This is a genomic window from Robbsia sp. KACC 23696, from assembly GCF_039852015.1.
Taxonomy (GTDB): domain Bacteria; phylum Pseudomonadota; class Gammaproteobacteria; order Burkholderiales; family Burkholderiaceae; genus Robbsia.
In genome coordinates this window covers 1,503,932-1,527,964 of the sequence record NZ_CP156626.1, presented here as the reverse complement: position 1 = coordinate 1,527,964, position 24,033 = coordinate 1,503,932, and the positions used below count along the sequence as shown (strand labels likewise).

The 24,033-nt window shown below is 62.5% G+C and carries 20 protein-coding genes and 1 pseudogene; 15 read left to right on the top strand and 6 right to left on the bottom strand.

The features are described from left to right. Positions 1–86 precede the first annotated feature (86 nt). The 3 genes and pseudogenes from ilvC to ABEG21_RS06305 form a co-directional block, all read right to left on the bottom strand. Entirely contained in the window at positions 87–1,103 is a 1,017-nt protein-coding gene (gene ilvC, locus ABEG21_RS06315; RefSeq protein WP_347556377.1) for a ketol-acid reductoisomerase, read from the bottom strand. Between the two features lie 98 nt (positions 1,104–1,201). Continuing rightward, complete coding sequence (gene ilvN / locus ABEG21_RS06310; protein ID WP_347556376.1) at positions 1,202–1,693, bottom strand: acetolactate synthase small subunit; 492 nt, start codon at positions 1,691–1,693, stop codon at positions 1,202–1,204. Between the two features lie 135 nt (positions 1,694–1,828). Next, a pseudogene (locus tag ABEG21_RS06305) lies at positions 1,829–3,595 on the bottom strand (acetolactate synthase 3 catalytic subunit); the annotation flags it as partial. 614 nt (positions 3,596–4,209) lie between these two features. Here ABEG21_RS06305 and ABEG21_RS06300 point away from each other — a divergent pair. From ABEG21_RS06300 to ABEG21_RS06275, 6 genes are all read left to right on the top strand, one after another. Then, entirely contained in the window at positions 4,210–4,779 is a 570-nt protein-coding gene (locus tag ABEG21_RS06300) for an RNA polymerase sigma factor (protein WP_347556375.1), read from the top strand. Beyond that, complete coding sequence (locus ABEG21_RS06295; protein ID WP_347556374.1) at positions 4,776–5,231, top strand: DUF3619 family protein; 456 nt, start codon at positions 4,776–4,778, stop codon at positions 5,229–5,231. Before ABEG21_RS06300 ends, ABEG21_RS06295 begins: the two co-directional genes overlap by 4 nt. After that, a complete protein-coding gene (locus ABEG21_RS06290) occupies positions 5,228–6,316 on the top strand; it encodes a DUF3106 domain-containing protein (RefSeq protein WP_347556373.1) in 1,089 nt (362 codons plus the stop codon). The genes ABEG21_RS06295 and ABEG21_RS06290 overlap by 4 nt, the downstream gene beginning before the upstream one ends. Before the next feature lie 132 nt (positions 6,317–6,448). Next, a complete protein-coding gene (locus tag ABEG21_RS06285) occupies positions 6,449–8,143 on the top strand; it encodes a dihydrolipoyl dehydrogenase (protein ID WP_347556372.1) in 1,695 nt (564 codons plus the stop codon). 144 nt (positions 8,144–8,287) lie between these two features. Then, positions 8,288–9,139: a TetR/AcrR family transcriptional regulator gene (locus tag ABEG21_RS06280; protein WP_347556371.1), complete on the top strand. Its 852-nt coding sequence runs from the start codon at positions 8,288–8,290 to the stop codon at positions 9,137–9,139. Positions 9,140–9,194: 55 nt separating this feature from the next. After that, on the top strand, positions 9,195–9,779 hold the full coding sequence (locus ABEG21_RS06275; RefSeq protein WP_347556370.1) for a TIGR00730 family Rossman fold protein: 585 nt from the start codon (positions 9,195–9,197) through the stop codon (positions 9,777–9,779). A 41-nt stretch (positions 9,780–9,820) separates the two neighbouring features. Here the strand turns inward: ABEG21_RS06275 and ABEG21_RS06270 are convergent, their stop codons facing one another. From ABEG21_RS06270 to upp, 3 genes are all read right to left on the bottom strand, one after another. Next, on the bottom strand, positions 9,821–12,526 hold the full coding sequence (locus tag ABEG21_RS06270) for an FtsX-like permease family protein (protein ID WP_347556369.1): 2,706 nt from the start codon (positions 12,524–12,526) through the stop codon (positions 9,821–9,823). Between the two features lie 110 nt (positions 12,527–12,636). Next, the gene (locus tag ABEG21_RS06265) at positions 12,637–13,302 is read right to left on the bottom strand and encodes a DUF4126 domain-containing protein (protein WP_347556368.1); all 666 of its coding nucleotides are present in this window, start codon (positions 13,300–13,302) and stop codon (positions 12,637–12,639) included. A gap of 266 nt (positions 13,303–13,568) precedes the next feature. Continuing rightward, a complete protein-coding gene (gene upp, locus ABEG21_RS06260; protein WP_347556367.1) occupies positions 13,569–14,219 on the bottom strand; it encodes a uracil phosphoribosyltransferase in 651 nt (216 codons plus the stop codon). Positions 14,220–14,458: 239 nt separating this feature from the next. On the opposite strand from upp, the gene ABEG21_RS06255 reads away from it, so the two are divergent. The 9 genes from ABEG21_RS06255 to ABEG21_RS06215 all read left to right on the top strand — a co-directional run bounded on the left by ABEG21_RS06255 (position 14,459) and on the right by ABEG21_RS06215 (position 23,277). Beyond that, positions 14,459–15,187, top strand: coding sequence for a YebC/PmpR family DNA-binding transcriptional regulator (locus ABEG21_RS06255; RefSeq protein ID WP_347556366.1), 729 nt, complete (start codon positions 14,459–14,461; stop codon positions 15,185–15,187). Positions 15,188–15,230: 43 nt separating this feature from the next. Next, positions 15,231–16,538: a phosphoribosylamine--glycine ligase gene (purD, locus tag ABEG21_RS06250; RefSeq protein ID WP_347556365.1), complete on the top strand. Its 1,308-nt coding sequence runs from the start codon at positions 15,231–15,233 to the stop codon at positions 16,536–16,538. Positions 16,539–16,551: 13 nt separating this feature from the next. After that, positions 16,552–17,550, top strand: coding sequence for an oxygen-dependent coproporphyrinogen oxidase (hemF, locus tag ABEG21_RS06245; protein ID WP_347556364.1), 999 nt, complete (start codon positions 16,552–16,554; stop codon positions 17,548–17,550). Beyond that, positions 17,534–18,247, top strand: a complete 714-nt coding sequence (locus tag ABEG21_RS06240) for a nicotinate-nucleotide adenylyltransferase (RefSeq protein WP_347556363.1) — start codon at positions 17,534–17,536, stop codon at positions 18,245–18,247. Before hemF ends, ABEG21_RS06240 begins: the two co-directional genes overlap by 17 nt. 46 nt (positions 18,248–18,293) lie before the next feature. Beyond that, complete coding sequence (gene rsfS, locus ABEG21_RS06235; RefSeq protein ID WP_347556362.1) at positions 18,294–19,016, top strand: ribosome silencing factor; 723 nt, start codon at positions 18,294–18,296, stop codon at positions 19,014–19,016. Positions 19,017–19,037: 21 nt separating this feature from the next. Further along, a complete protein-coding gene (gene rlmH, locus ABEG21_RS06230; RefSeq protein ID WP_347556361.1) occupies positions 19,038–19,508 on the top strand; it encodes a 23S rRNA (pseudouridine(1915)-N(3))-methyltransferase RlmH in 471 nt (156 codons plus the stop codon). A 46-nt stretch (positions 19,509–19,554) separates the two neighbouring features. Then, positions 19,555–20,322, top strand: coding sequence for a Maf family protein (locus ABEG21_RS06225; protein ID WP_347556360.1), 768 nt, complete (start codon positions 19,555–19,557; stop codon positions 20,320–20,322). Beyond that, a complete protein-coding gene (rng, locus tag ABEG21_RS06220; RefSeq protein ID WP_347556359.1) occupies positions 20,319–21,785 on the top strand; it encodes a ribonuclease G in 1,467 nt (488 codons plus the stop codon). The genes ABEG21_RS06225 and rng overlap by 4 nt, the downstream gene beginning before the upstream one ends. Positions 21,786–22,104: 319 nt before the next feature. After that, on the top strand, positions 22,105–23,277 hold the full coding sequence (locus ABEG21_RS06215; protein ID WP_347556358.1) for a hypothetical protein: 1,173 nt from the start codon (positions 22,105–22,107) through the stop codon (positions 23,275–23,277). Positions 23,278–24,033: the final 756 nt, after the last annotated feature.

Below are 24,033 nucleotides of genomic sequence, written 5' to 3'. Positions count from 1 at the left end.
ATTCGGACTGAGTGGCTTTGTACTACCGCTGACACGATCACACCGAAGCCATCTTGCGTCAATCGGACGGCTTCAGCTACGCGCGATCAGTTCTTCGACTGATCCACCAGCTTGTTCTTCGCGATCCACGGCATCATCGCGCGCAGCTTCTCGCCCACTTGCTCGATCTGGTGATCGGCGGTCAGACGACGACGCGATTGCAGCGTCGGTTGGCCGGCACGGTCTTCGAGGATGAACTGCTTTGCGTATTCGCCAGTCTGAATGTCCTTCAGCACCGCGCGCATCGCATCCTTCGTTGCCGACGTCACGATACGCGGACCCGTCACGTACTCACCGAACTCGGCATTGTTCGAGATCGAGTAGTTCATGTTGGCGATGCCGCCTTCGTAGATCAGATCGACGATCAGCTTCAGTTCGTGCAGACACTCGAAGTAAGCCATTTCCGGCGCATAACCTGCTTCGACCAGCGTCTCAAAGCCCGCTTTGATCAAATCGACGGTACCGCCGCACAGCACGGCTTGTTCACCGAACAAGTCCGTTTCGGTTTCTTCGCGGAAATTCGTCTCGATGATGCCGGCGCGACCGCCACCGTTTGCCGTTGCATACGACAACGCGATATCGCGCGCCGCACCAGACTTGTCCTGTGCCACGGCGATCAGGTGCGGCACGCCGCCACCTTGCGAGTACGTCGAACGCACCGTGTGACCCGGCGCCTTCGGCGCGATCATGATCACATCCAGATCCGCGCGCGGCACGACCTGGCCGTAGTGCACGTTGAAGCCGTGCGCGAACGCCAATGCCGCGCCGTCCTTGATGTTCTTGTCGACTTCGGCCTTGTACACGGCGGCAATCTGCTCGTCCGGCAGCAGCATCATGACGACGTCGGCGCCCTTCACCGCTTCCGCCACTTCCTTGACCGTCAAGCCGGCGTTCGCCGCCTTCGACCACGACGCGCCACCCTTGCGCAAGCCGACCGTCACGTTCACGCCGCTTTCCTTCAGGTTCAGCGCGTGCGCATGGCCTTGCGAGCCATAACCGATGATCGTCACTTGCTTGCCCTTGATAAGGGACAGGTCGGCGTCTTTGTCGTAGTAAACCTTCATTGTCGTGCTCCGCTATCTATAAATTGACTGTGTTGTACGATTCTCGGCGGCTGCGGGCGAGAGGGGACGACTGCGTCCCGCGCCCGCATCCCCGCCGTTCAGACCTTCAAAATCCGTTCCCCGCGGCCGATGCCCGAGCATCCAGTACGCGCGGTTTCAAGGATCGATGCCGGATCCAGCGCGTCGATAAACGCGTCGAGCTTTGCACTGTCTCCGGTCAGCTCGATCGTGTAAGTCTTTTCGGTCACGTCGACGACCCGGCCACGGAAAATATCCGCCATCCGGTACACCTCGTCACGCTCCTTCCCCACCGCCCTGACCTTGATCAGCATCAGTTCCCGCTCCACATGGCCGGCCTCGGTAAGGTCGACCACCTTGACCACCTCAATCAGGCGATTCAAGTGTTTCGTGATCTGTTCGATCACGTCATCCGAGCCGATGCTCGTAATCGTCATCCGCGACAGCGACCGGTCCTCGGTCGGCGCCACGGTCAGCGACTCGATGTTGTAGCCGCGCGCAGAGAACAAGCCCACCACGCGCGACAGCGCGCCCGGCTCGTTCTCCAGCAAGATAGAAATAATATGTTTCATCGCAGAACCGTTATTCCGTCAACCGCCGCAAAGGGCGCTCACGGCGCGCAGTACCCCGACCGCACGAATGACGACGCCCCGACACGGGACGTGACATCAAGCGGCGGGCTGGCGCCCGTCTCAACCGCCCTGACCTTAGTTCAGGTCCTCTGACCCTAGCAGCATCTCGGTGATGCCTTTGCCCGCCTGGACCATCGGCCAGACGTTTTCGGTGGGATCGGTCTGAAAATCGAGGAACACGGTGCGATCCTTCAAACGCAACGCTTCCTTCAACGCCGGCTCGACGTCGACGGTCCGCTCGATACGGATGCCCACATGGCCATAGGCTTCAGCCAGCTTGACGAAGTCGGGCAGCGCATCCATATAGGAATGCGAGTAGCGCTTGCGATAGTCGATCTGCTGCCATTGCCGGACCATGCCCAGGTAACGGTTGTTCAGCGAGACGATCTTGATCGGCGTGTTGTGCTGCTTGCACGTCGACAGTTCCTGAATGCACATCTGAATCGAGCCTTCGCCGGTGATGCAGACCACATCGCTGTCCGGATGCGCCATCTTCACGCCCATCGCCGCCGGCAGGCCGAAGCCCATCGTGCCCAGACCACCGGAATTGATCCAGCGACGTGGCTGATCGAACGGGTAGTACTGCGCCGCCCACATCTGGTGTTGCCCGACGTCGGAGCAGACGAAGGCCTCGCCCTTAGTCAGACGATGCAAGGTCTCAACAACGTATTGCGGCTTGATGATTTCGCTGTCGCGATCGAACTTCAGACAGTCGATCGCGCGCCAGTCGGTGATTTGCTGCCACCAGGCATCCAGCGCCGACCCATCGGGGCCGGCCGGCATCGCGCGCATCTGGTCGATCATCTCGCGCAGCACTTCCCGCACGTCGCCGACGATCGGGATATCGACCTTGACCCGCTTCGAGATCGACGACGGATCGATGTCGATATGGATGATCTTGCGCGGCACCGAGGCGAAATGCTCGACGTTGCCGATCACCCGGTCGTCGAAGCGCGCGCCGATGGCGATCAGCACATCGCAGTGCTGCATCGCCATATTCGCTTCATAGGTGCCGTGCATGCCGAGCATGCCGAGGAATTGCTTGCTGCTGGCCCGATAGCCGCCGAGCCCCATCAAGGTATTGGTGACGGGGAAGCCCAGCAGATCGGCGAACTGATTCAGTTCACGCGCCGCATCGGCGAGGATCACGCCGCCGCCGGAATAGATATACGGACGCTTCGCGCCCATCAGCAAGGCGAGGGCCTTGCGGATCTGCCCGGCATGTCCCTTGACCACCGGGTTATACGAACGCAGCGTGACATTCTTCGGCGTTTCGTACTCGTACGGCGTGCGCGAGATGTCCTTCGGAATGTCGATCAGCACCGGGCCGGGACGACCGGTCCGGGCGATATAGAAGGCCTTGCGCACCGTGGCGGCCAGGTCCTTGACATCCTTCACCAGGAAGTTGTGCTTCACGCATGGCCGCGTGATACCCACCGTATCGCATTCCTGGAATGCGTCCTGACCGATGCTGCCCGTCGGCACCTGGCCGCACAGGATCACCAGCGGGATCGAATCCATATACGCGGTCGCAATCCCGGTGACGGCATTCGTCACGCCGGGACCCGAGGTCACCAGACAGACACCGACATTCCCGGTCGAGCGCGCATAGGCATCCGCCGCATGCACGGCGGCCTGCTCATGGCGCACCAGAATGTGGTTGATATGGTCTTGCTTGTACAGCTCGTCGTAGATATACAGAACCGAGCCGCCGGGATAGCCCCAGAGGAATTCGACGTTCTCTTCCTGCAATGCACGCAACAGCACCGTCGCGCCAATGGAGGCATCGGACGGTTCGTCGGAAACAGAAGAGACCGAGAGAGAAGCAGCAGAGTGCGCCGACGAATGATTGGCCGAATCGCTAGAGGCAGCGCTGGCGTTCGTAACGGCTGATTGGGGTGCAGCGGAGGTCGTTTTCCGATTTGTGGAAGCAGACGCTGAGACGCTGTCCCTGTGCGGATCGATTTCCGCGCGTGGCATATTCATGAAGTCGCCTTTGCAATTTTCGGCAAAAAATTGATCGGGGGCTCTCTCCTCGCGCTTGTGGCACGGGTTTGAACGAAGCGTCCAGTGCGCTGACCAGCCGGATAGGCGGATCGACGGTGGAACAGAGATGCGATAGACAGTCCAACACAATAGTCAGATGGTCGCACCCCGTCAAGTTATTTTTGGTTCGGCGGAAATTGGTGTATAAGGCTGCCGTACCAAGCATTTTCGATCGACCGCCGACGGACCGACGCGCGCCACCTGCCGCCCTGCCGGACAATCCGAAGACGTCGCGCCAGAATTTGGTACCATCGCGGGATTTGCTGCCGTAGACAGCCTCGACCAGCCGTCGCGTCGGCAGGCAGCCCCTCCTCCCCCTTTACACGAATCCCCGGCCCGTCGCCCCACGGCACGGCCGGGATTTGCGGACACGTTTCCAATGCCCCCGAAAGTCTTGCTAAGCTCTACGGATGGCCAGTGACAAGGAATTAGGCGATTTCCTGCAAAGCACGGAGCGTCGCGCGTTGAAGCAAACGGTGTTTGCGGTGCGCGACGAGGATGCGGCGCTGGATATCGTCCAGGACGCGATGATCAAACTCGCGGAAAATTACGGTGACAAACCTGCCGCGGAATTGCCGTTTCTGTTCCAGCGCATTTTGCAAACGACGATACTGGACTATTTCCGCCGCAAGAAGGTCCGTGATGCGCGCATCTCGCTGTTCTCCAGCTTTCGATCGGCCGCCGCCCGTGAGGAAGGAGAGGACGATGCCGCCGAACGTATCGATGCCCAGGCAAGTGTCTTTACCGCCAGTAGCGAAGACCAGGTCAGCCGGGATCAGATCGTCGGTGTCATCGAATCCGAGATACAACGTTTGCCGGCACGTCAACGGGAGGCGTTCGTCATGCGTTATTGGGAAGATATGGATGTCGCCGAAACGGCGGCTGCTATGGGATGCTCGGAGGGCAGCGTGAAAACGCATTGTTCGCGCGCGGTGCGCGCGCTGGCCGACGCCCTCCACGCCAAGGGGATCACATTATGAACCACGCCACAGAGCCGTCGGAACGGGAACCGCGCGATGCGTTGAACGAGGCGGTCTTCGCCTATAAGGTGCGCCGCGCGCTCGACGAAAGCGCGCGCGCGCTGCCGGACAGCGCCGCGGCACGCCTTGCCGCGGCGCGCCGGACCGCGCTCGCCCGAAAGAAACCAGAGGCCGCGCCAGTGCACGCCCCGGCTTTCACACCGGCGCTGGCCGGCATGGGCGGGTTTTCCGCGCCCGACCTTGCGCCGCGTCGTCGCCCGGTACGCATCCGCTTGCAGTTGTGGGTGCCGATCGCGATGTTGCTGGCCTCGCTTGCCGGTATCGCGCATTGGGAAGAACAGCGCCAGGTGGCGGAACTCGCAAGCCTCGACGCCGAGGTGCTGAGCGATGCGCTGCCGCTGGACGCCTACCTCGATCACGGGTTCAACGAATACCTGGCCCATAACCGGTGAGCGACCGTTTCGATCCGCCCGCCGGCGCAGACGTAAAACGCGGCCCCATCCGCGCGCCTGCCGACGACTTCAGCGATCCGGTGCCCGTGGGCGCATCGCGCCTGCCGGGCGTGTTGATCAGTTTCGTCTGCGTCGTGGCGGTGTGCGTCCTGGCGACCTGGCCGCGCTGGCATCCGGCCGTCGCCGTCGTGCAACTTGCGCCCGGCGTCGATGCGGCAACGGGCACGGGCACGCCCGAGAGCGCACACCCCGATGCCACGGTGGCCCCGGCCACTGCGCCAGCTGCAGCAACCACGCCAGCCGATGCGCCACCACAGCGCGGCGCGGCGCCGATGGCCGGCAGTGCCGTCGCCAGTGACGGCGCACCGCATCCCGCCGCGATGGCGCCGGCAGCGGCTTCAACGATGTCGACCGCAACTGGCGTTGTACCGCCACCAGGCACGCCGAACGCAAAACACGACACGACACGCCGTCCCACGCTCGTCCGTGTGCCGGTCAGCGACGACGTGCCAGCCACATGGCAGGCGCTGACGCCCGCCCAGCAGGATGCCTTGCAGCCGTTCGCGGAACTGTGGCCGCACTTGCCGGACCTGCAAAAGCGCAAATGGGTCGCCATCGCATCGGTCTATCCGAGAATGTCGCCGGAAGCGCAGCAGCGACTCCACGCGCGGATGCTGCGCTGGACGCAGATGACCGGCGAGCAGCGAAAGCTGGCGCGCGAAAACTATGAAATGTCGCGGGTCTTGCCGCCCAGCGCTCGACAACAAGCCTGGCGCGCCTACGAGGCGCTACCGCCGGCGCAAAGGGCGAAATTCGCCGCGGCCGAGCGGCGTCGCCAACCGCTGGTCGTCAGCGCCCCCCCGTCGGAACCGCATCGGACAACGCGCCATACCGCGCGGCCAGCGTCGCGCGGTGTGACGGTTTCCGGCGCATCCGGAGCCTCGACGAGCGCAACGCCACGGGCATCGGGTCAAGTGTCCGCGACACCGGCAGCCGGCGCGAGCACCAGCGCCGCGCATGCGGCGGCGACACCGGACGGCGCGCAAACGCCGCCCATGCAGGAGCCTTCGGCGGAGCAGCACTGACTCGCGCCATTCGTGGCAAAGTGAAAAGAGGTGCCCCTTTCTTGACGCGCGCCCTATCGGGCGCCGTGTCTGGCGGGGGCAAGCGGTCGACGAAACCCGCGCCCGCCTTTCACCGGTCACTTTGGAGCCTTCATGACTGCTGCCCCCTTTTCCCACGACCCGCAGGATAGATCCCCGCGCGACACCGCCGAAGCCGACGGCGGTCATACGATCGTGCTCGAGACGGATGTGGTGGTCATCGGCGCCGGTTCGGCGGGCATGTCCGCCTATCGCGCCGCCAAAAAACGTGGCGTGCGCGTCATCCTGGTGGAAGCGCACAGCTATGGCACCTTGTGTGCGCAGCACGCCTGCATGCCGTCCAAGTTGCTGATCGCGGCGGCCAACGCCGCCTATGACACGACGTTGCTCGACGGCTTCGGCATCGCCTTGCCGCAGCGCCCGGAGGTGGGAGATGGCGCCCGCGTCCTGGCCCGTGTCCGCGCCGAACGCGATCGCTTCGTTGCCTCCGTCATCGACGATGTCGATGGCTTTCCTGCCAGCGACAAACTGAAGGGACGCGCACGCTTCCTGTCGGATCGCACCTTGCTCGTCACCCCGGAAGCGCCCTTCGCCGATCCCGACGGACCGCGCTATCGGATCGAAACCGGCGCCACCGTCATCGCGACCGGCGCGAAAGCCGTCATTCCGGACGACTATCGCGCGCTCGGCGACATCGTATGCATCAGCGACGATATCTTCGAATGGAAAACGCTGCCGCGCCGCATCGGCGTCGTCGGCACCGGCGTGATCGCGCTGGAACTGGGCCAGGCCTTGTCGCGGCTGGGCGTGGAAGTCACGATGTTCGGCCACAACGACAGCCTGGCCGGCTTGCAGGATCCGGCCGTGCGCGACTATGCGTTCGGCTGGCTGCGCACCCAGATGCCGATCCATTCGCAGACGTCACCCCGCCCGGAACGACTGCCGGACGGCAGCGCGCGGCTTCACTGGCATGCGTCCGAGGCGGGCCAGGACGAGGACGCACCGACCGCCACGCGCACCGCGACGCCGTCCGCGAGCGCGCGCTTCGTCGATGTCGATCGCGTGCTGGTGGCCACCGGTCGCGCGCCGGTCTTCGACGGACTTGGCTTGGACAACACGACGCTACACAGAGATCAACGCGGCATCCCGCGCTTCGATGGCGGCACGATGCAGTGTCTGGCCGGGCGTTCCGAGGGCGCCGAATCCGATGCCGCCCCTGGCCAGGGCCAAGGCGACGGCGCTGCGCCGCCGATTTTCATCGCCGGCGATGTCGACGGCCAGCGCCCCTGGCTGAACGACGCGGCGAACGAGGGACGGATCGCCGGCGATAATGCCGCGCGACTCGCCACGCCAGAAGGACGAACCGTCACGCAAACCCTCCCCACGCCGATGTCGCTGGTGTTCAGCGATCCGGTCATCCTGCAGGTGGGCGCCCGCTTCGCCTCGCTGGATCCGCGGCGTTTTGTCACCGGCGCGATCGATTTCGCGCACCAGGGCCGTAGTCAGGTCGTGCAGCGCGCGCACGGACTGCTGCATGTGTATGTCGATATTCACAGCGGCACGCTGCTGGGCGCGGAAGGCATCGCGCCGGCCGGCGAACATCTGGCCCATCTGCTGGCCTGGTCGATCCAGCAAGGTCTGAGCGTCGACGACACCTTGGGCATGCCGTTCTACCATCCGGTTTTCGAAGAGGGACTCCGCACCGCTCTGCGCGAAGCGATGCGTGCACGCGGCGCGGCAAAACGCGCGACCGCCAACGGCGGCAATGCCGCCACCGAGATCGCGCTCAGCGAGGCGATCGGCACCTGATGCACGCGCGCCGGAAGCGGGCCAAAGTCGGTCCATCGGACGACCGCCGAAAAGACGGCCCCGCTTCTGAAATGACATGTCAAACGGACAGTGGACCGAGTCGCCAAGCGTATAATCGGACGCATCGACTGTATCGAGCTGTATATGGAAGCCAAACCGCCACGACGTACCCGCGAGCGCATCCTCGAGCTGTCGTTGAAGCTGTTCAACGACATCGGCGAGCCGAACGTCACGACGACGACGATCGCCGAGGAAATGGAAATCAGTCCAGGCAATCTGTACTACCATTTCCGCAACAAGGACGACATCATCGAGAGCATTTTTCGGCAATTCGAAAAAGAGCTCGATACCCGGATGCAGTTCCTCGCACCCCGGCAGCCCGGCACGCCGGCAGCGCAGAGCACGTCCGCGTCCGCCTCGCCGGCATCGCATATCGGGGCGCCGGTTGCGGTGCGCGTCGGCGAAGCGCCGCGCGATGAGACGCAGGGGCCGCGCGACCGTCCGACCATCGCCGAGGTATGGCGCTATTTGGAGCAGATGGCCGACTTCCTCTGGACCTACCGGTTTTTCTATCGCGATCTGAACGATCTGCTGGCGCGCAATCGCAAGCTCGAGAAGCATTTCAAGGAAATCGTCGAACGCAAGGTGCGCTTCGCCCAGCAACTCTGCGAGCAGCTTGTCAGCGATGGCGAAATGGAGGCGTCGCCGCCCGAGATCGACCAGATAGCAACGAATATTGGCATCATCGCGACGTATTGGTTGTCCTACCAATTCGTTATGAATCCGCGGCAGTACAATGATCAGCAGGCAATCGGCAAGGATCTCCGGCGCGTAAGCCGACAGATTCTGTCGATTCTGGCGCCCTATCTGCGCGGAAAATCGCGGCAGATGTTCGACGAACTGGTGCGACAGGCGCCCGACGACGCCGCAACGCCGGCGCTGTTTGGCGCCGACGCCCGCGATGCGGCCGGACGCAGCGCCCACGCCGGCGCCTGACCTTTACCGCAGTACGCTTTCTCTCCTCCCTTTTACGTTTCGCGGTTTATTGATAATGCAATCAGTATGTGTTTATTGCGGATCGTCCTACGGCACGCGTCCTGAATACAAAGTCGGCGCTGCGGCGCTGGGCAAGGCGCTGGCCGAGCGCGAGATCACTTTGATTTATGGCGGTGGCCGCGTGGGTCTGATGGGGACCGTCGCCGATGCGGTACTGGCGGCGGGCGGCAAGGCCGTCGGCATCATTCCGCAGTTATTGGTGGACAAGGAAGTCGCGCACACGGCATTGACCGAGCTGCATGTCGTGCCGGACATGCATGTCCGCAAGAAGCAGATGGCCGATATGGCGGAGGGGTTCATCGCGATGCCAGGCGGCGGCGGAACGCTCGAAGAGTTGTTCGAGGTCTTCACCTGGGCCCAGCTCGGTTATCACGACAAGCCGATCGGACTGCTGAACATCGAAGGCTTCTACGATCCCTTGATCGCGATGATGCAACACACCGCCAAGGAAGGCTTTATTCGCTCGGCGTATCTGGACCTGCTGCAATCGGACCGCGATCCGGTTGCACTGCTCGACACCTTGCGCAGCCGGGGCCGGGTCACACTCGACAAATGGGCCAACGGCCGCGAGGCGGTCTGACGGTCTGACGGCCGGATCGTCCCGCCGCCCGATGCCGCGGCTCAGCCGCCCCGCAGCGTGACCAGCACCGGGCGGCGCAGTACCGAGCGCAAGCTCCACCAGCCGCCGGCCACCGCGCACACCAGCCCGGCGACGATTCCCGTCAACAGCAACATCGGATTTAGCGTAAAGGCGAACGAGAACACGCGGACGGCCAGCGTCCAACCCACCGCCTCTGCCCCGATCGCCGCCATCGCGCCGGCCATGACACCGACGACGACGAATTCCGTCCATTGCACCGCTTGCACCTGACGACGCGACGCGCCCAAGGCACGCAGCAAAGCGGACTCGTGCGCGCGTTCGTCGCGTGTCCCGGCAAGCGCGGCATACAAAACGACGGCGCCGGCGGCCAAGGTGAACAAGAACAGGAACTGCACGGCGGCGATCACCTGGTCCAGCATGCGCTGAATCTGCGCCAGTAACGCCGCCGTGTCGATGATCGTCAGACTGGGCATCGCCCGCACCATACCGTCCAGTGCCGACTGCTGATCCGGACGGAGATGAAAGCTGGTGATGAACGTCGCCGGAAAATCGCGGAGCGCGTCGGGTGGCATCAGCACGAAGAAGTTCACCTGCATCGTGCCCCAATCCAGGCGCCGGATGCTCGTGACCGGTGCCGTGATGGATTGACCGGCGACATCGAACGTCAACATATCGTTCAGATGGATGCCCAGATCACGCGCCAACCCGGCTTCGATCGAAATCTGCGGTTTTGGCGAACCGGTCGGGCCGTACCACGCCCCGGCCTCGAGCCGATTATCGTCCGGCAGCGTCATACGATAGGAAAGATTGAACTCCCGATCGACGAGCCGCTTCACGCGTGTGTCCGCGAATTGATCGGGTGACACCGGTTTGCCGTCACGCGCGGTCAGCCGTCCACGAATCATCGGCGCGGGCGGGCTGGCAGCGATGCCTGACGCGGTCAAACGTTGCGCCACCTCGGCGGCCTGATCCGGCTGAATATCGATGACGAATCGGTTCGGCGCATCGGCCGGCGTCGACTGTCGCCAGCCGGCAATCAAGTCGCTCCGCGTCATCGACAGCAGCAACAGACACATCAATGCCACGCCAAGTGCCGTGATTTGCAGCGTGCTCGCCGCGCTGCGCCGCTCCAGCGATGCCACTGCATAACGCCAGCCGAAACCGAGCGCCCCGGGCTTTCTCGCCCAGACAGCCAATAGCCGAAGCAGCCCGCGCCCACAGAGGGCAAAGCCGCCCACACCGATCAGAAAACCGGCCGCGACGATCAAGCCGAGCCGCAGCGCGCCTGCCGCCCAAATCAACAGGCCGCCGTAAAGAAGCAAGCCAATGGCATAGCCGCGCAGCGCATACACGCGATGCCACGCCGCGCGCCAGCCAGACTGACCCGCCGCCCGCTCGGCGTCGGATGCGAATACGCCGGCGAGGCCCGCGCCATCGCGTCGCAGCACGCGCACCGGTGGCACCCGCGTCAGCGGATACAGGGCCGGCAGACCGAAACCCAGCAACAGCACCAGCGCGGCCACCACGCCCTGCAGCAAAGGCCACATCGACGGCCAGGGCAAGGACACGCGGATCAGGCCGCCGAGCCAATGCAGCAACACCGCATGCCCGGCCAGACCAAGCAGGCCGCCGACGACCGACGCGGCCAATCCCAGCCCGGCCAGCTCGATCAGAAAGACGCCGCGCAGCAGACGCTCACTCGCACCCAGACAGCGCAGCACGGCGCAGCCATCGACATGCCGTCGCGCAAACCGCTGCGCCGCCAGCGCGATCGCCACCGCGCACAACAAGGACGTCAGCAGCGCGACCAGGCGCAGGAAGTGATCGGCGCGATCCAGTGTCTGCCGCAGTTGCGGCTGACCGGCCTGCAAGGTTTCCACCGTGGTGCCGCGGATGCCGTCGCGATCGATCGTCTGGCGCGCCCACGCGCCGAACGCATCGGCCTGTGCGAGATCTGGCCCGGCGAGCAGCGCACGATAGGTGACGCGACTGCCCCTGCCGATCAAGCCGGTACTGGCCAGATCCGACGCGGCCATCATCACGCGCGGCGAGAAATTGATAAAGGAAAAGCCGCGGTCCGGCTCCCGAACGATCACGGCGGTGATTCGCAACGTACGCGTTCCCAATTGCACCGCGCCACCGACCTTCGCATTCAACGCGTCGAGCAACGGGGCATCGACCCAGACGGTGCCCGCGGCGGGGCCGCGCTGGGCGTCGTAATCGGCGCTGGCCGGCGCATTCGGCGCGGGAGCCAAGGTGACCGTGCCGCGCAGGGGATAGTTTTCCGAGACCGACTTCACCGCGACCAGTCGCGACGGCGGGGGTTCCGTCGCTGCCGTTGGGTCCATCGGTTCCGTCGCTGCCGACATCGAGGCCGCGCCGATCGCTTCCGACGCGGACCCGGACGCAGACGGGCCGGTCGCCATACTGGGAAATTCCGCGGTGGATGCGATCCGGAGTCCGCGGACGCGGGCCTCGGCCAGCAGCGCGGGATCGATCGGATGATCGGCACGAATGCGCAAATCGCCGCCCAACATCTGCCGTGCCTCCCGATCGAGGCCCGCGTGCATGCGGTCGGCGACAAAAGCCACGCTCGTCAGTGCGGCGACGGCAAGCACCACGGCGACCCAGAGCGTGGTCAACTCCCCTGCCCGCGCATCGCGAAACGACAGCGTCAGCGCAGTTCGGAAAAGCAAACGCCACCCTAAGCGGGGTTTGCGCGCCATGGCGGCAAATGCCCCACCGGAGGGTGGCGAAATCGCGGAATCAGCGGGAGTGTTCGGTCCGGACGATCCGGGAATGGCTGGCGGCGTGGCGGGCGAAGCGCGATCCGGCATCAATCACCGGAGCGGCGACGCACCGCATCGTTGTCACCGCCGGACGGCGCGCGGTAGCCGCGGTCCGTACGGATCCGGGCAGGCACCATCCGCATCGACATCGCGTGATAACCATGGTGCACACCGCGCCACAAACGCGGAAGCACCCATGCGGACAGAATCAGGAAGGCGAACAACAAGGCGAGGAATACCACCGGCGCTAGCAAGGCCACGGTCAGGCCGCCCACCACAATGCATTCTTCAAACCACGAGGCCACGCCGTTCGAAACCGGGACCGGCGACAAATTGATCATCGCGCGGACACCCGCCTTGGTCAGATGCGACGCGCCGGCCAAGGACGCACCCAAGGCGCCGGCGGCGATCAACGTCGACGTCTCGGCATGACCGAACGCCGCGCAGGCCATTGCCGCGCCTGCCGGAATGCGCACGAACGTGTGCACCGCATCCCAAAGCGAATCGAGCGGCGAAATTTTGTCTGCGATGAATTCGGCGGTGGCCAGAATGACCGCCGCCCCGATGATCCAGGGCGAGCTGAGCACGTGCAAGGCACCGGGCAGCACCACCAAACCGCTGCGGCCTGCGAGGCCTGCCAGAAAAACGGCTAAATAAAGCCGTAAGCCGCTGGACCATGCCAGGGCCGCCGCCAGCGCGTAAGCCAAGATCATCGCGTTCTCCGTGTCGAACGCAAACCCGCATCGAAGAAGATGCCAAGGGCGCCGACCTGTCGATTTCATTATAGCCCCGCATCCGAATCGGCGCGGGAGAACCCTGATCGTTTTCGTCCCGCCGAACACATTCGTGTCACGAATCAGACATCGGCCAAGGGTCGCAAATCGTGCACCCGATCAGCACGCACCCCCGACAATCCGCTCGTGCGATCCGCTGCCGGCGCCGCATCGGCCATCACGAATCAAGCATTGAGACACGCCCTTTAATTCTTTGTGCCGAACAGGCGATCTCCCGCGTCGCCCAGGCCCGGGACGATATACGCGTGTTCATCGAGTTTTTCATCGAGCGAGGCGACGTAGAGCTGCACGTCGGGATGTTGTTGTGCAAAAACCGCAACGCCCTCGGGAGCGGCGACGAGTGCAAGAAACAGGATCCGCGAGGCGGGCACGCCGCGTTTTTTCAGGACATCCACGGCGTAGGCGGCCGAATAGCCGGTGGCCACCATCGGATCGCAGAGAATGAAGGTCCGATCCTCGACGTCGGGCAGCTTGACCAGATACTCGACCGGCCGTTGGTTCGCGTCGCGGTAGACGCCGATATGCCCGACCCGCGCCGACGGCACCAGCTCCAGCAGGCCGTCCGACATCCCCACTCCCGCGCGCAGCACCGGCACGATGGCCAGCTTGCGACCGGCGATGACGGGCGCGTCCATGCGCGTCAGCGGCGTTTCGATCTCGCGCGTGGTCAATTCCAGGTTGCGCGTGATTTCATAGCCCATCAACAACGTGATTTCGCGCAACAGTTCGCGAAACGTGCGCGTCGACGTGTTGCGGTCGCGCATATGCGTCAATTTGTGCTGGATCAGCGGGTGATTCAGGATGCGCAGCGCGGGAAAACGCGGATCGGTGGTCATGGCGGGAAAATCTCGGATCGGTCGAACGGACGGGTGCAATCCGCCGCGCGCCCGCCAAACGACGGGGCCGCGCGCGGCGTCGAGTCGCAGTATACGGCAGCCGAGACCGGCACCGCGCGCCCTCTGTCGCGCTAAACCGACCCGCAGGCGCTCAACCACCGGTAAAATGGCGATCTTTGCCGCATACCGTCGAGGGAATGCGGCTGACGAATACGGATACGAGCGAGGAACTTGCGGACATGGCGGGACATTCGAAATGGGCCAATATCAAGCATAAGAAGGCCGCGGCCGATGCGAAGCGAGGCAAGGTCTGGACGCGTCTGATCAAGGAAATCCAGGTTGCCGCGCGCATGGGCGGCGGCGATGCGGACAGTAACCCGCGTCTGCGCCTGGCGATGGACAAGGCGACCGACGCCAATATGCCGAAGGACAACATCAAACGCGCGATCGACCGCGGCGTGGGTGGGGCCGACGGCGCGAATTACGAAGAAATCCGCTACGAAGGCTATGGCATCGGCGGCGCGGCGGTCATCATCGACACGATGACGGACAATCGCACCCGTACGGTGGCCGAAGTGCGCCACGCCTTTTCGAAGTACGGCGGCAATATGGGCGTGGAAGGCTCGGTGGCCTTCCTGTTCACATTGGTCGGCCAATTCCTGTTCGCACCCGGCACGTCCGAGGACGCGCTGATGGAAGCCGCGCTCGAAGCCGGTGCGGACGATGTGACGACGAACGACGACGGCAGTATCGAAGTATTGTGCGATCCGGACGTCTACTCCGACGTCAAGACGGCATTGGAAACGGCGGGTTTCAAGGCGGAATTGGCCGAAATCACGATGAAGGCCGGCAACGACATCGCCCTCTCCGGGGACGAAGGGGTGCGGATGCAGAAGCTGCTCGACGTGATCGAGGACCTGGACGACGTCCAGAATGTTTATACGAATGCGGTGATCGAGGAAGCGTGAAACGCCTTCGACACCGACGGTAATGGTAATTCGGGGAAATAGCATGAATGTATTGGTAGTCGGCTCCGGCGGCCGCGAACACGCGCTGGCATGGCGACTCGCGCAATCGCCGCGCGTCCAGATGGTGCATGTCGCGCCGGGTAACGGCGGCACGGCGCTGGACGACCGGCTGCGCAACGTCGACCTGCCGGAGTTGAAGGACGGCTATACGCCGGCCGCTCTGGAAGCGTTGGCGGACTTCGTCGAGCGCGAGCAGATCGCGTTTACCGTGGTCGGTCCGGAAGCGCCGTTGGCGGCCGGCATCGTCAACGTGTTCCGCGCACGCGGCCTGAAGGTCTTTGGACCGACGAAGGAAGCCGCGCAGTTGGAGAGTTCGAAGGATTTCGCGAAGGCCTTCATGAAGCGCCACGCGATCCCGACCGCCGACTATGAGACGTTCACCGACGCGGCGGCCGCGCACGCCTATCTTGATAGCAAGGGCGCGCCCATCGTCATCAAGGCCGACGGCCTGGCTGCCGGCAAGGGTGTCGTGGTCGCGACGACGCTGCATGAAGCGCACGACGCGGTCGACATGATGCTCGCCGACAACAAGCTGGGCAGTGCCGGCGCGCGCGTCGTGATCGAGGAATTCCTCGCCGGCGAGGAAGCCAGCTTCATCGTCATGGTCGATGGCAAGCACGTACTGGCGATGGCGACGAGCCAGGACCACAAGCGCCTGCTGGACGCGGACCAGGGCCCGAACACGGGCGGCATGGGCGCGTATTCGCCCGCGCCGGTCGTCACGCCGCAACTGCATGCACGCGTGATGCGCGAAATCATCCTGCCGACGGTGCGTGGCATGGAAGCCGACGGCATCCGCTATACGGGCTTTTTGTATGCCGGCCTGATGATCGACGCGCAAGGCAATCCGAAAACGCTCGAATTCAACTGCCGCATGGGCGATCCGGAAACGCAACCGATCATGGCTCGCGTCAAGGGCGACTTCGCCAAGGTCTTCGAGTTGGCGATCGCCGGGCAACTGAACATCGCCGAAATCGAATGGGATCGCCGCACCGCGCTGGGCGTGGTGCTGGCTGCTCGCCACTATCCGGACAGCCCGCAAAAGGGCGATCTGATCGGCGGCATTCCCGACGAAACGGCGGACACCGTCACGTTCCACGCGGCCACCGCGCTGGAAAACGGCAAGTTGCAAACCACCGGCGGGCGCGTCCTCTGCGTGGTCGGTCTGTCCGATTCCGTGCGCGGGGCCCAGTCCGAAGTCTATGACGTGATCAATCAGATCTCGTTCGACGGCATGCAGTATCGCCGCGACATCGGTTATCGTGCCTTGAACCGCAAGCAATCGTCCTAAGCAGGCTGCCTACTTGGTACACGATCACCCCTCCGAGACCTGGCGCACCGATGCGGTGCGCGCCTATCTGCTCGATCTGCAAAACCGGATCGCCGATACGCTCGGCGCCCTGGACGACCGTCCCTTCGCGCGCGACGCCTGGACGCGCGCGCCGGAGGAGCGGCTGCAAGGCGACGGCTGCACGCGCATCGTCGAGGATGGCGCGCTGTTCGAGCGCGGCGGCGTCGGTTTCTCGCATGTGCGTGGGACGTCGCTGCCGCCGAGTGCGACGGCGAACCGTCCGGAATTGACCGGCTGCGGTTTCGAGGCGCTGGGCGTGTCGCTGGTGATGCACCCGCGCAACCCCTACTGCCCGACCGTGCATTTGAATGTGCGGTGCTTTATCGCCCGTCAGCCCGATGCGCCGGCCGACGCGCCGCCGGCCGCCTGTTGGTTCGGAGGTGGCATGGACCTGACGCCGTATTATGGCTTCGAAGACGACGCACGGCATTTTCACCAGACCTGTCACGATGCGGTGGCGCCGTTTGGCGCCGATCTATATCCGCGATTCAAGGCGTGGTGCGACAGCTACTTCTTCCTGAAGCATCGGAACGAACCACGCGGGATCGGCGGCATTTTCTATGACGATCTGACCGAACTCGGGTTTGCGGACGGCTTCGCGCTGATGCGGAGTGTCGGCGACGCGTTTTTACCGGCCTACCAGCCCATTCTCGCGCGCCGCGCCGCGCTCCCTTACGGCGAGCGCGAACGCGACTTTCAGGCGTATCGGCGCGGCCGGTATGTCGAATTCAACCTGGTATTCGACCGCGGCACGCTGTTCGGCTTGCAAAGCGGGGGCCGCACCGAGTCGATCCTGATGTCGATGCCGCCGCGCGTCCAATGGCGTTATAACTGGACGCCGGAGCCGCAATCGCCCGAGGAACGCCTGACACGCGAGTTCCTCGTGGCGCGTGATTGGCTGGGCCTGACGGCCGAGCCGAGGAATGAAGCGATCGATGAACGCGCGTCCTAAGCGCATCGCGATCCTGGGCGGCACGTTCGACCCGATCCATGAAGGCCATATGGCCTTGGGTCAGCGGTTTGCGCACGTGCTGGCCCTGGACGAACTGGTGCTGATGCCGGCCGGACAGCCATGGCAGAAGTCCGGCGTCTCGTCCCCTGCGCATCGGCTCGCCATGACGCGGTTGGCCGCGACGGAATTGGCGCGACGCCTTGCCGCGACCACCAACGAGAACGCGACGCCCGACGCGCCGGTCACGCACGTGAGCGTGGGCACCGACGAAGTGGAGCGGAAAGGCAACACTTATACCGTCGAGACGCTGCAGGCCTGGCGGCCGATGGTAGGCGCCGACGCCTCCCTGTCTCTGGTGATCGGCGCGGATCAACTGGTCGGACTGGACCGCTGGCATGACTGGCTGCACCTGTTCGACTACGCGCATATCTGCGTCGAAGCCCGGCCCGGCTTCGATCTGACGAACGTTTCACCCGCGGTTGCAGCGGCACTCGCCCAGCGGCGCTGTGACGCGGAAGCCATCCGTCGGCGCCCTTGCGGTGGCATTTTTATCGATCAGACGTTGGATCTACCGATATCTGCAACGGAAATTCGCGATCTTGCCCATCGCGGACTGGCCTACGGCGCAAAAGCCTGCGAACATGTGCCCGATACGGTCTGGCACTATGTCCGCGACCACCACTTATACGAAGATTGAGGGGAAGCGCCCGGCTCGGGCCCCCCTTGTGTATCACAGAGAACCTATGGATATCAAAGCACTGCAACTCGCGATCGTCGACGGTCTGGAAGACGTCAAGGGTCAGGACATCAAGGTGTTCGACACCACGCACCTGACTTCGTTGTTCGATCGCGTGATCATCGCCTCCGGGACGTCGAACCGCCAAACGCGGTCCCTGGCCTCCAGCGTCGCCGACAAGGTACGCGAGAACGGCGGCAAGGTCCTCAGCGTCGAAGGCGGTGAAACCGGTGAATGGGTGCTGGTCGACTGCGGCGACGCCATCGTCCACATTCTGCAACCTGCGCTGCGCCAGTACTACAACCTGGAAGAGCTATGGGGCGGCAAGGCCGTTCGCGTGACGACGCCGGCCGCGAAGAAGGCCGCGGGCCGTCGCAAGGGCGCGTCCGAAGAAGCGGACGACGAAGTCGTCGCCGCCACGCCGGCGCTGTCGCGTTCGCGCACGGCGAAGCCGGCCCTGGCACCGGAAACGCCGGCCGGCCTGGCGTCGCAGACCACCGAAGACGAAGGCTTGCCGGTCAGCAAGACGGCGGCTCGAAAGACGGCTGCCAAGAAGACCGCGGCGAAGAAGTCCACGACGACGGCGCGCAAGACCGTTGCGCGCAAGAGCACCGGTACCACGTCGTCGGCCGCCGCGCCGGCCGCCAAGCGCGCCCCGGCTGCAAAGAAGGCACCGGCGGCGAAGAAAGCCGTTGCCCGCAAGCGCGCCACGCCGGCGTCCGGTGCCTAAACCGCGTAAAGGCACGGCGTCATGAAATTGTGGATCCTGGCGGTCGGGCACAAGATGCCCGATTGGATCGCCACCGGCTTCCAGGAATACGCGAAGCGGATGCCTCCCGAGCTGCGTATCGAGCTACGGGAAATCAAGCCGGAACCACGTACCGCCAATCGTCCCGCCGAGCAGGTCATGGCGATCGAGCGGCAGCGGATCGAAGCGGCCTTGCCAAAGCAGGCGCGCATTGTCGCGCTAGACGAGCATGGCGCGGACTGGACCACGATGAAACTGGCGGCCGCCCTGCCGGAGTGGCAACGCGGCGGTCAGGACGTCGCTTTTCTTATCGGCGGTGCCGACGGTCTCGACCCGGCCCTCAAAAGCCGCGCCGATACCTTGCTGCGCGTCTCGAGCATGACCTTGCCCCACGGTGTCGCCCGCCTGCTGTTGGCCGAACAGCTCTATCGCGCGTGGACCATCACGCAGAATCACCCCTATCATCGCGCCTGACGGCAACCTACGGCAGTCGTCGTCGTTGCCGGGCGCCGCCCAGACGATGACTTCGACGCCCTCTTTCTCCGCCGACCCGCCTTTCCTTTACCTCGCATCGCAAAGCCCCCGGCGTGGCCAATTGCTCGAACAACTCGGCTTGTCGTATCGGCTATTGCTTGCCGATGCCGATGAAGACGCCGAGGCGCTAGAGATAGCACAACCGAATGAGCACGCACGCGACTACGTGCTGCGCGTGGTCCGAGCCAAGGCCGTCGCCGCGGCCGCCCGGCTGGCGCATCGCGGCTTGCCCGGCGCGGCCATCCTGTGCGCGGACACGACGATTTCACTCGACGGCGCCATCCTGGGCAAGCCGGCCAACGCCGACGATGCCGCACGGATGCTGTCGCGGCTCTCCGGCCGCCAGCACGCGGTCCTGACGGCTGTCGCCGTCGTGCCGGTCACGGCGCGCGGCGCGGCGTCGACCGCGACGTCGCTAGCTTTTGCGTCCGCGTCTGCATCCGCCACGCCCGCCGTTTCGTCTTCCGCGTCGGCGAATGCGCCTTTGGATATCCGCTGCGTGCTGTCGACATCGGTCGTGACGTTTCGTACGCTCGACGAGGGTGACATCGCGCGCTATATCGCCTCGGGTGAGCCCTTCGGCAAGGCCGGGAGCTATGGGATTCAGGGCCGGGCCGCCGCGTTTATCGCGCATCTCGACGGCAGTTACTCGGGCGTAATGGGGCTGCCGCTTTTCGAAACGGCATCTCTTTTGCGCGATGCCGCGCCGATGGCTTACGATGTGGCATTGTCCCATCGCGATTCGAGCCAATGAACGAAGAAATCCTCATCAATGTGACACCGCAGGAAACGCGGATCGCCCTGGTACAACAAGGCGCGGTTCAGGAACTGCATATCGAACGCAGCGTGTCACGCGGTCGCGTGGGGAATATCTTTCTCGGCAAGGTCGTCCGGGTGCTCCCCGGCATGCAGTCGGCCTTCATCGATATCGGTCTGGAGCGCGCGGCCTTCCTGCACGTCGCCGATATCTGGCAGGCGCGCGTGGACGGTCATCCCGGACACCACAACCAGCAGCCCATCGAGAAGATCGTCTTCGAAGGGCAGACTTTGATGGTGCAGGTCATCAAGGATCCGATCGGCACCAAGGGGGCCCGCCTGTCGACGCAGATCAGCATCGCCGGGCGTAACCTTGTCTATCTGCCTCAGGAACCGCATATCGGCGTGTCGCAGAAAATCGGCAGCGAGGCGGAGCGCGAAGCGGTGCGCAAGCGATTGCTTTCGGTACTGCCGGGCGACGAGAAAGGCGGCTATATCGTCCGCACCATGGCCGAGGATGCCAGCAGCGACGCACTCGCAAGCGATGTGACCTATCTGCGTAAGACCTGGGCCACGATCGCCGAGCAGGCATTGCGCGTGCCGCCCGCATCGGTGCTGTACAGCGACCTCGACCTGTCGCAGCGGGTATTGCGCGACTTCGTCACCGAGCAGACCAGCCGCATCCAGGTCGATAGCGCCGAGTCGCATACGCGACTGATGGGGTTCGCGACGGAATTCACGCCGGCGGTGGCACCGCTGCTGCATCAGTACACGGGCGAGCGGCCGCTGTTCGAGTTGTATAACGTCGAGGCCGAAATCCAGAAAGCCTTGTCACGACGCGTCGATCTCAAATCCGGCGGCTATCTGATGATCGATCAGACCGAAGCGATGACGACGATCGACGTCAACACGGGCGGCTATGTCGGCGCGCGCAACTTCGACGAAACGATCTTCAAGACCAATCTCGAAGCGACGCATATGATTGCGCGCCAGCTCCGGTTGCGCAACCTGGGCGGCATCATCATCATCGACTTCATCGATATGGAAAACGTCGAGCATCGCACCTCCGTGCTCGCGGAATTGAACCGCTCGCTGTCGCGGGATCGTACGCGGGTGACGGTCAGTCAATTCTCGCAACTCGGCCTGGTCGAGATGACGCGCAAGCGCACGCGCGAATCGCTAGCGCACATTCTCTGCGAAACCTGCCCGATCTGTACCGGCAAAGGCCAGATCAAGACGTCTCGCACCCTGTGTTATGAAATCATGCGTGAAGTGATGCGCGAGGCACGTCAGTTCAATCCGAAGGAATTCCGCATCTTCGCCTCGCAAGTGGTCGTCGATATGTTGCTGGACGAGGAAGCGCAACATCTGGCACTGCTCGAAGAAGAAATTCAGAAACCGATCTCGCTGCGGGTGGGAACGCATCTGAATCAGGAGCTGTACGACATCGTGCTGCTGTGAATATTTTTATACTTTATTTCAATAACTGATAAGATAATTGCTCATTTAACGACTGTAGCAACTCATCTCGCTACCCGTTGATCTATTGTCAGCCATGATCTCATTTGCCACCGAAGTTCCGCTTGATCGCTCCGTTACAATCGATCATTTCTTCTCCGCAATAGTCGCTTGGGTAGCCGGCTCGCCGCACACGTCTTTCCAGTCATCCGAACTGGCCTCCTTGGGGAACCTCTCGGAGGGAACTATACAGACGTCAGAACAGCGGATCGATTTTCTACGCCCTTCGACTGGCAACGCGGCGGCAATTAGGCACACAGTAATGGCGAGCGGTCTCGAGTGGGTGTCGACTGTCGTATATTTTGATGATGGATATAGCCCATGGATAAGTATTAGAGTTTCGTGTGAATCGCACGGCGCGGCCACTCGATTGCCAGCGGCCAAGAAACCTTTCCTTGTCCGATTGATTCTCAACAGGCTCAAGCCAGGCAAGGACGGTAGCCTAACGGTTTCCGATAAAGCTACAGCGCTTACGAATTCTGAAGTTCAATTTGCGGCCCAGTGTATTACTGGGAGAGCTCATGCTCACCTTCCGATCGTTTATATAAGTGCGCCATTTGTTGGCGAACAGGCAGTCGATGTTGCACAACTCGCGCAAAAACTGTCGGGAATGGCACATGTAGTCCTAGAGCCAAATCGAGCTTTTTCGTTGAGATTAATGCATGAGGTGAATGAAGAAAATGTTTTTGGCGGAAATATTGGAATATATTGGCCTGGTTCAGATGGGCGCCGAAGCATTTTCTCACACCGTCAGCACCAGACAATCAAGCTCCTAGAAAAAGCTATTTACGAAGAGGTACGCGGGGCATTAGCCAATCGACGACCTAAATTTCGCTCGACATGGCCATCCGTTCAAGAATTAATTTCACGAGAAAAGTTAGAACAATTAAGGGCATCAGGCTCAAGCGTTGTCGCTGAATACATTGAAAACTTTGACCTAGAGATGGAGGCAAAAAACGATCAACTGAATGATGCTGAACGTGAAATTGCGCGACTTCAAAATGAAGTTCGAATTCTAGAAGCCCGCGCCCCCATGCAGTCGGGACTAAATCTAAACACGAATACGGAACAAGATTTTTTTGAAGGGGAAATTCGCGACGTCGTTATTGACGCCCTCGAGTTATCATCGAATTCGGTGGTAGAAGATAGTCGACGAAAACACATACTTAATGCAATAATTAAATCAAATGCAAAACTGAATGTTTCCGAGACATACAAAGAAAAAATAAAGTCGGTATTCCGTAATTATAGAAATATGGATGCAAAAACAAAGGCAGAATTAATTAATATGGGTTTTTCAATATCGGATGAAGGAAAACATATAAAGATCTGCTTCCAAGATGATCACCGATACACCTTTACTCTCCCTAAGACTGGAAGTGATCATCGAGGTGGTATGAATATGGCATCGGATATTAACCGAAAGCTTTTCTAGAGTCGTGTTTAGTTGGACACCAGCATCACTGCGCCATCAGCGTTACTTTACGATTGACCCACCACGCAGATACAGGACCTGATATCTTTGGAGCCGATGCGCATGCGGCGTAGGATCGCCTCGCAATGCGCTTTTAATGGCTCCGCCGAAGTAATACGATTCTCTGGTGATGTCCGATGCTTCCGATATTGGTCCGTGTCTGCCGGCTGATGATTTGAAAGACGCTGGCGGCCGCCATCGTATCGCCCGAGACCATGATCCGTACGCCCTAAGTAGCCAATTTTGCAGCGCCATAGTGGAATGTCAGTGAGGTAACGAACGCGACGCCTAATATGGTTCGGGATAAGCTGCGGCTCTTTGCACCTCGAAGAATCGGTGCGATACGGATGTCGAAGTCGTCAACCGCGTCTTCCTCGCAGTTCCGCTTTCCGTTGAACACAGCGAAGGTCGGGTCATTGTCCCACGCGTTTATCATGATGAATTTCTGGACACTGGGGTTCATTGTGCAAAGCGCCCATACTGCTTCGTGCATCGAGCGCACTGCTGCGGTGAACGTGAACAAAGCGAGCGCCCCGGGCGCTATACAGGCGAATGGTCCGCACAAGTGCTCGTTGCGTTACGCCTCCTTTGACTTTTTCTAAAGCAAGCGGATCGAGATACCGGCCGAGCGTCACCTCCTGTCGGTGCCCGTTGAATCTATAACGAAACACCCATGCTGCTGTGCCGGTGGCAGATATGAAAACGTCAGCCCATCAC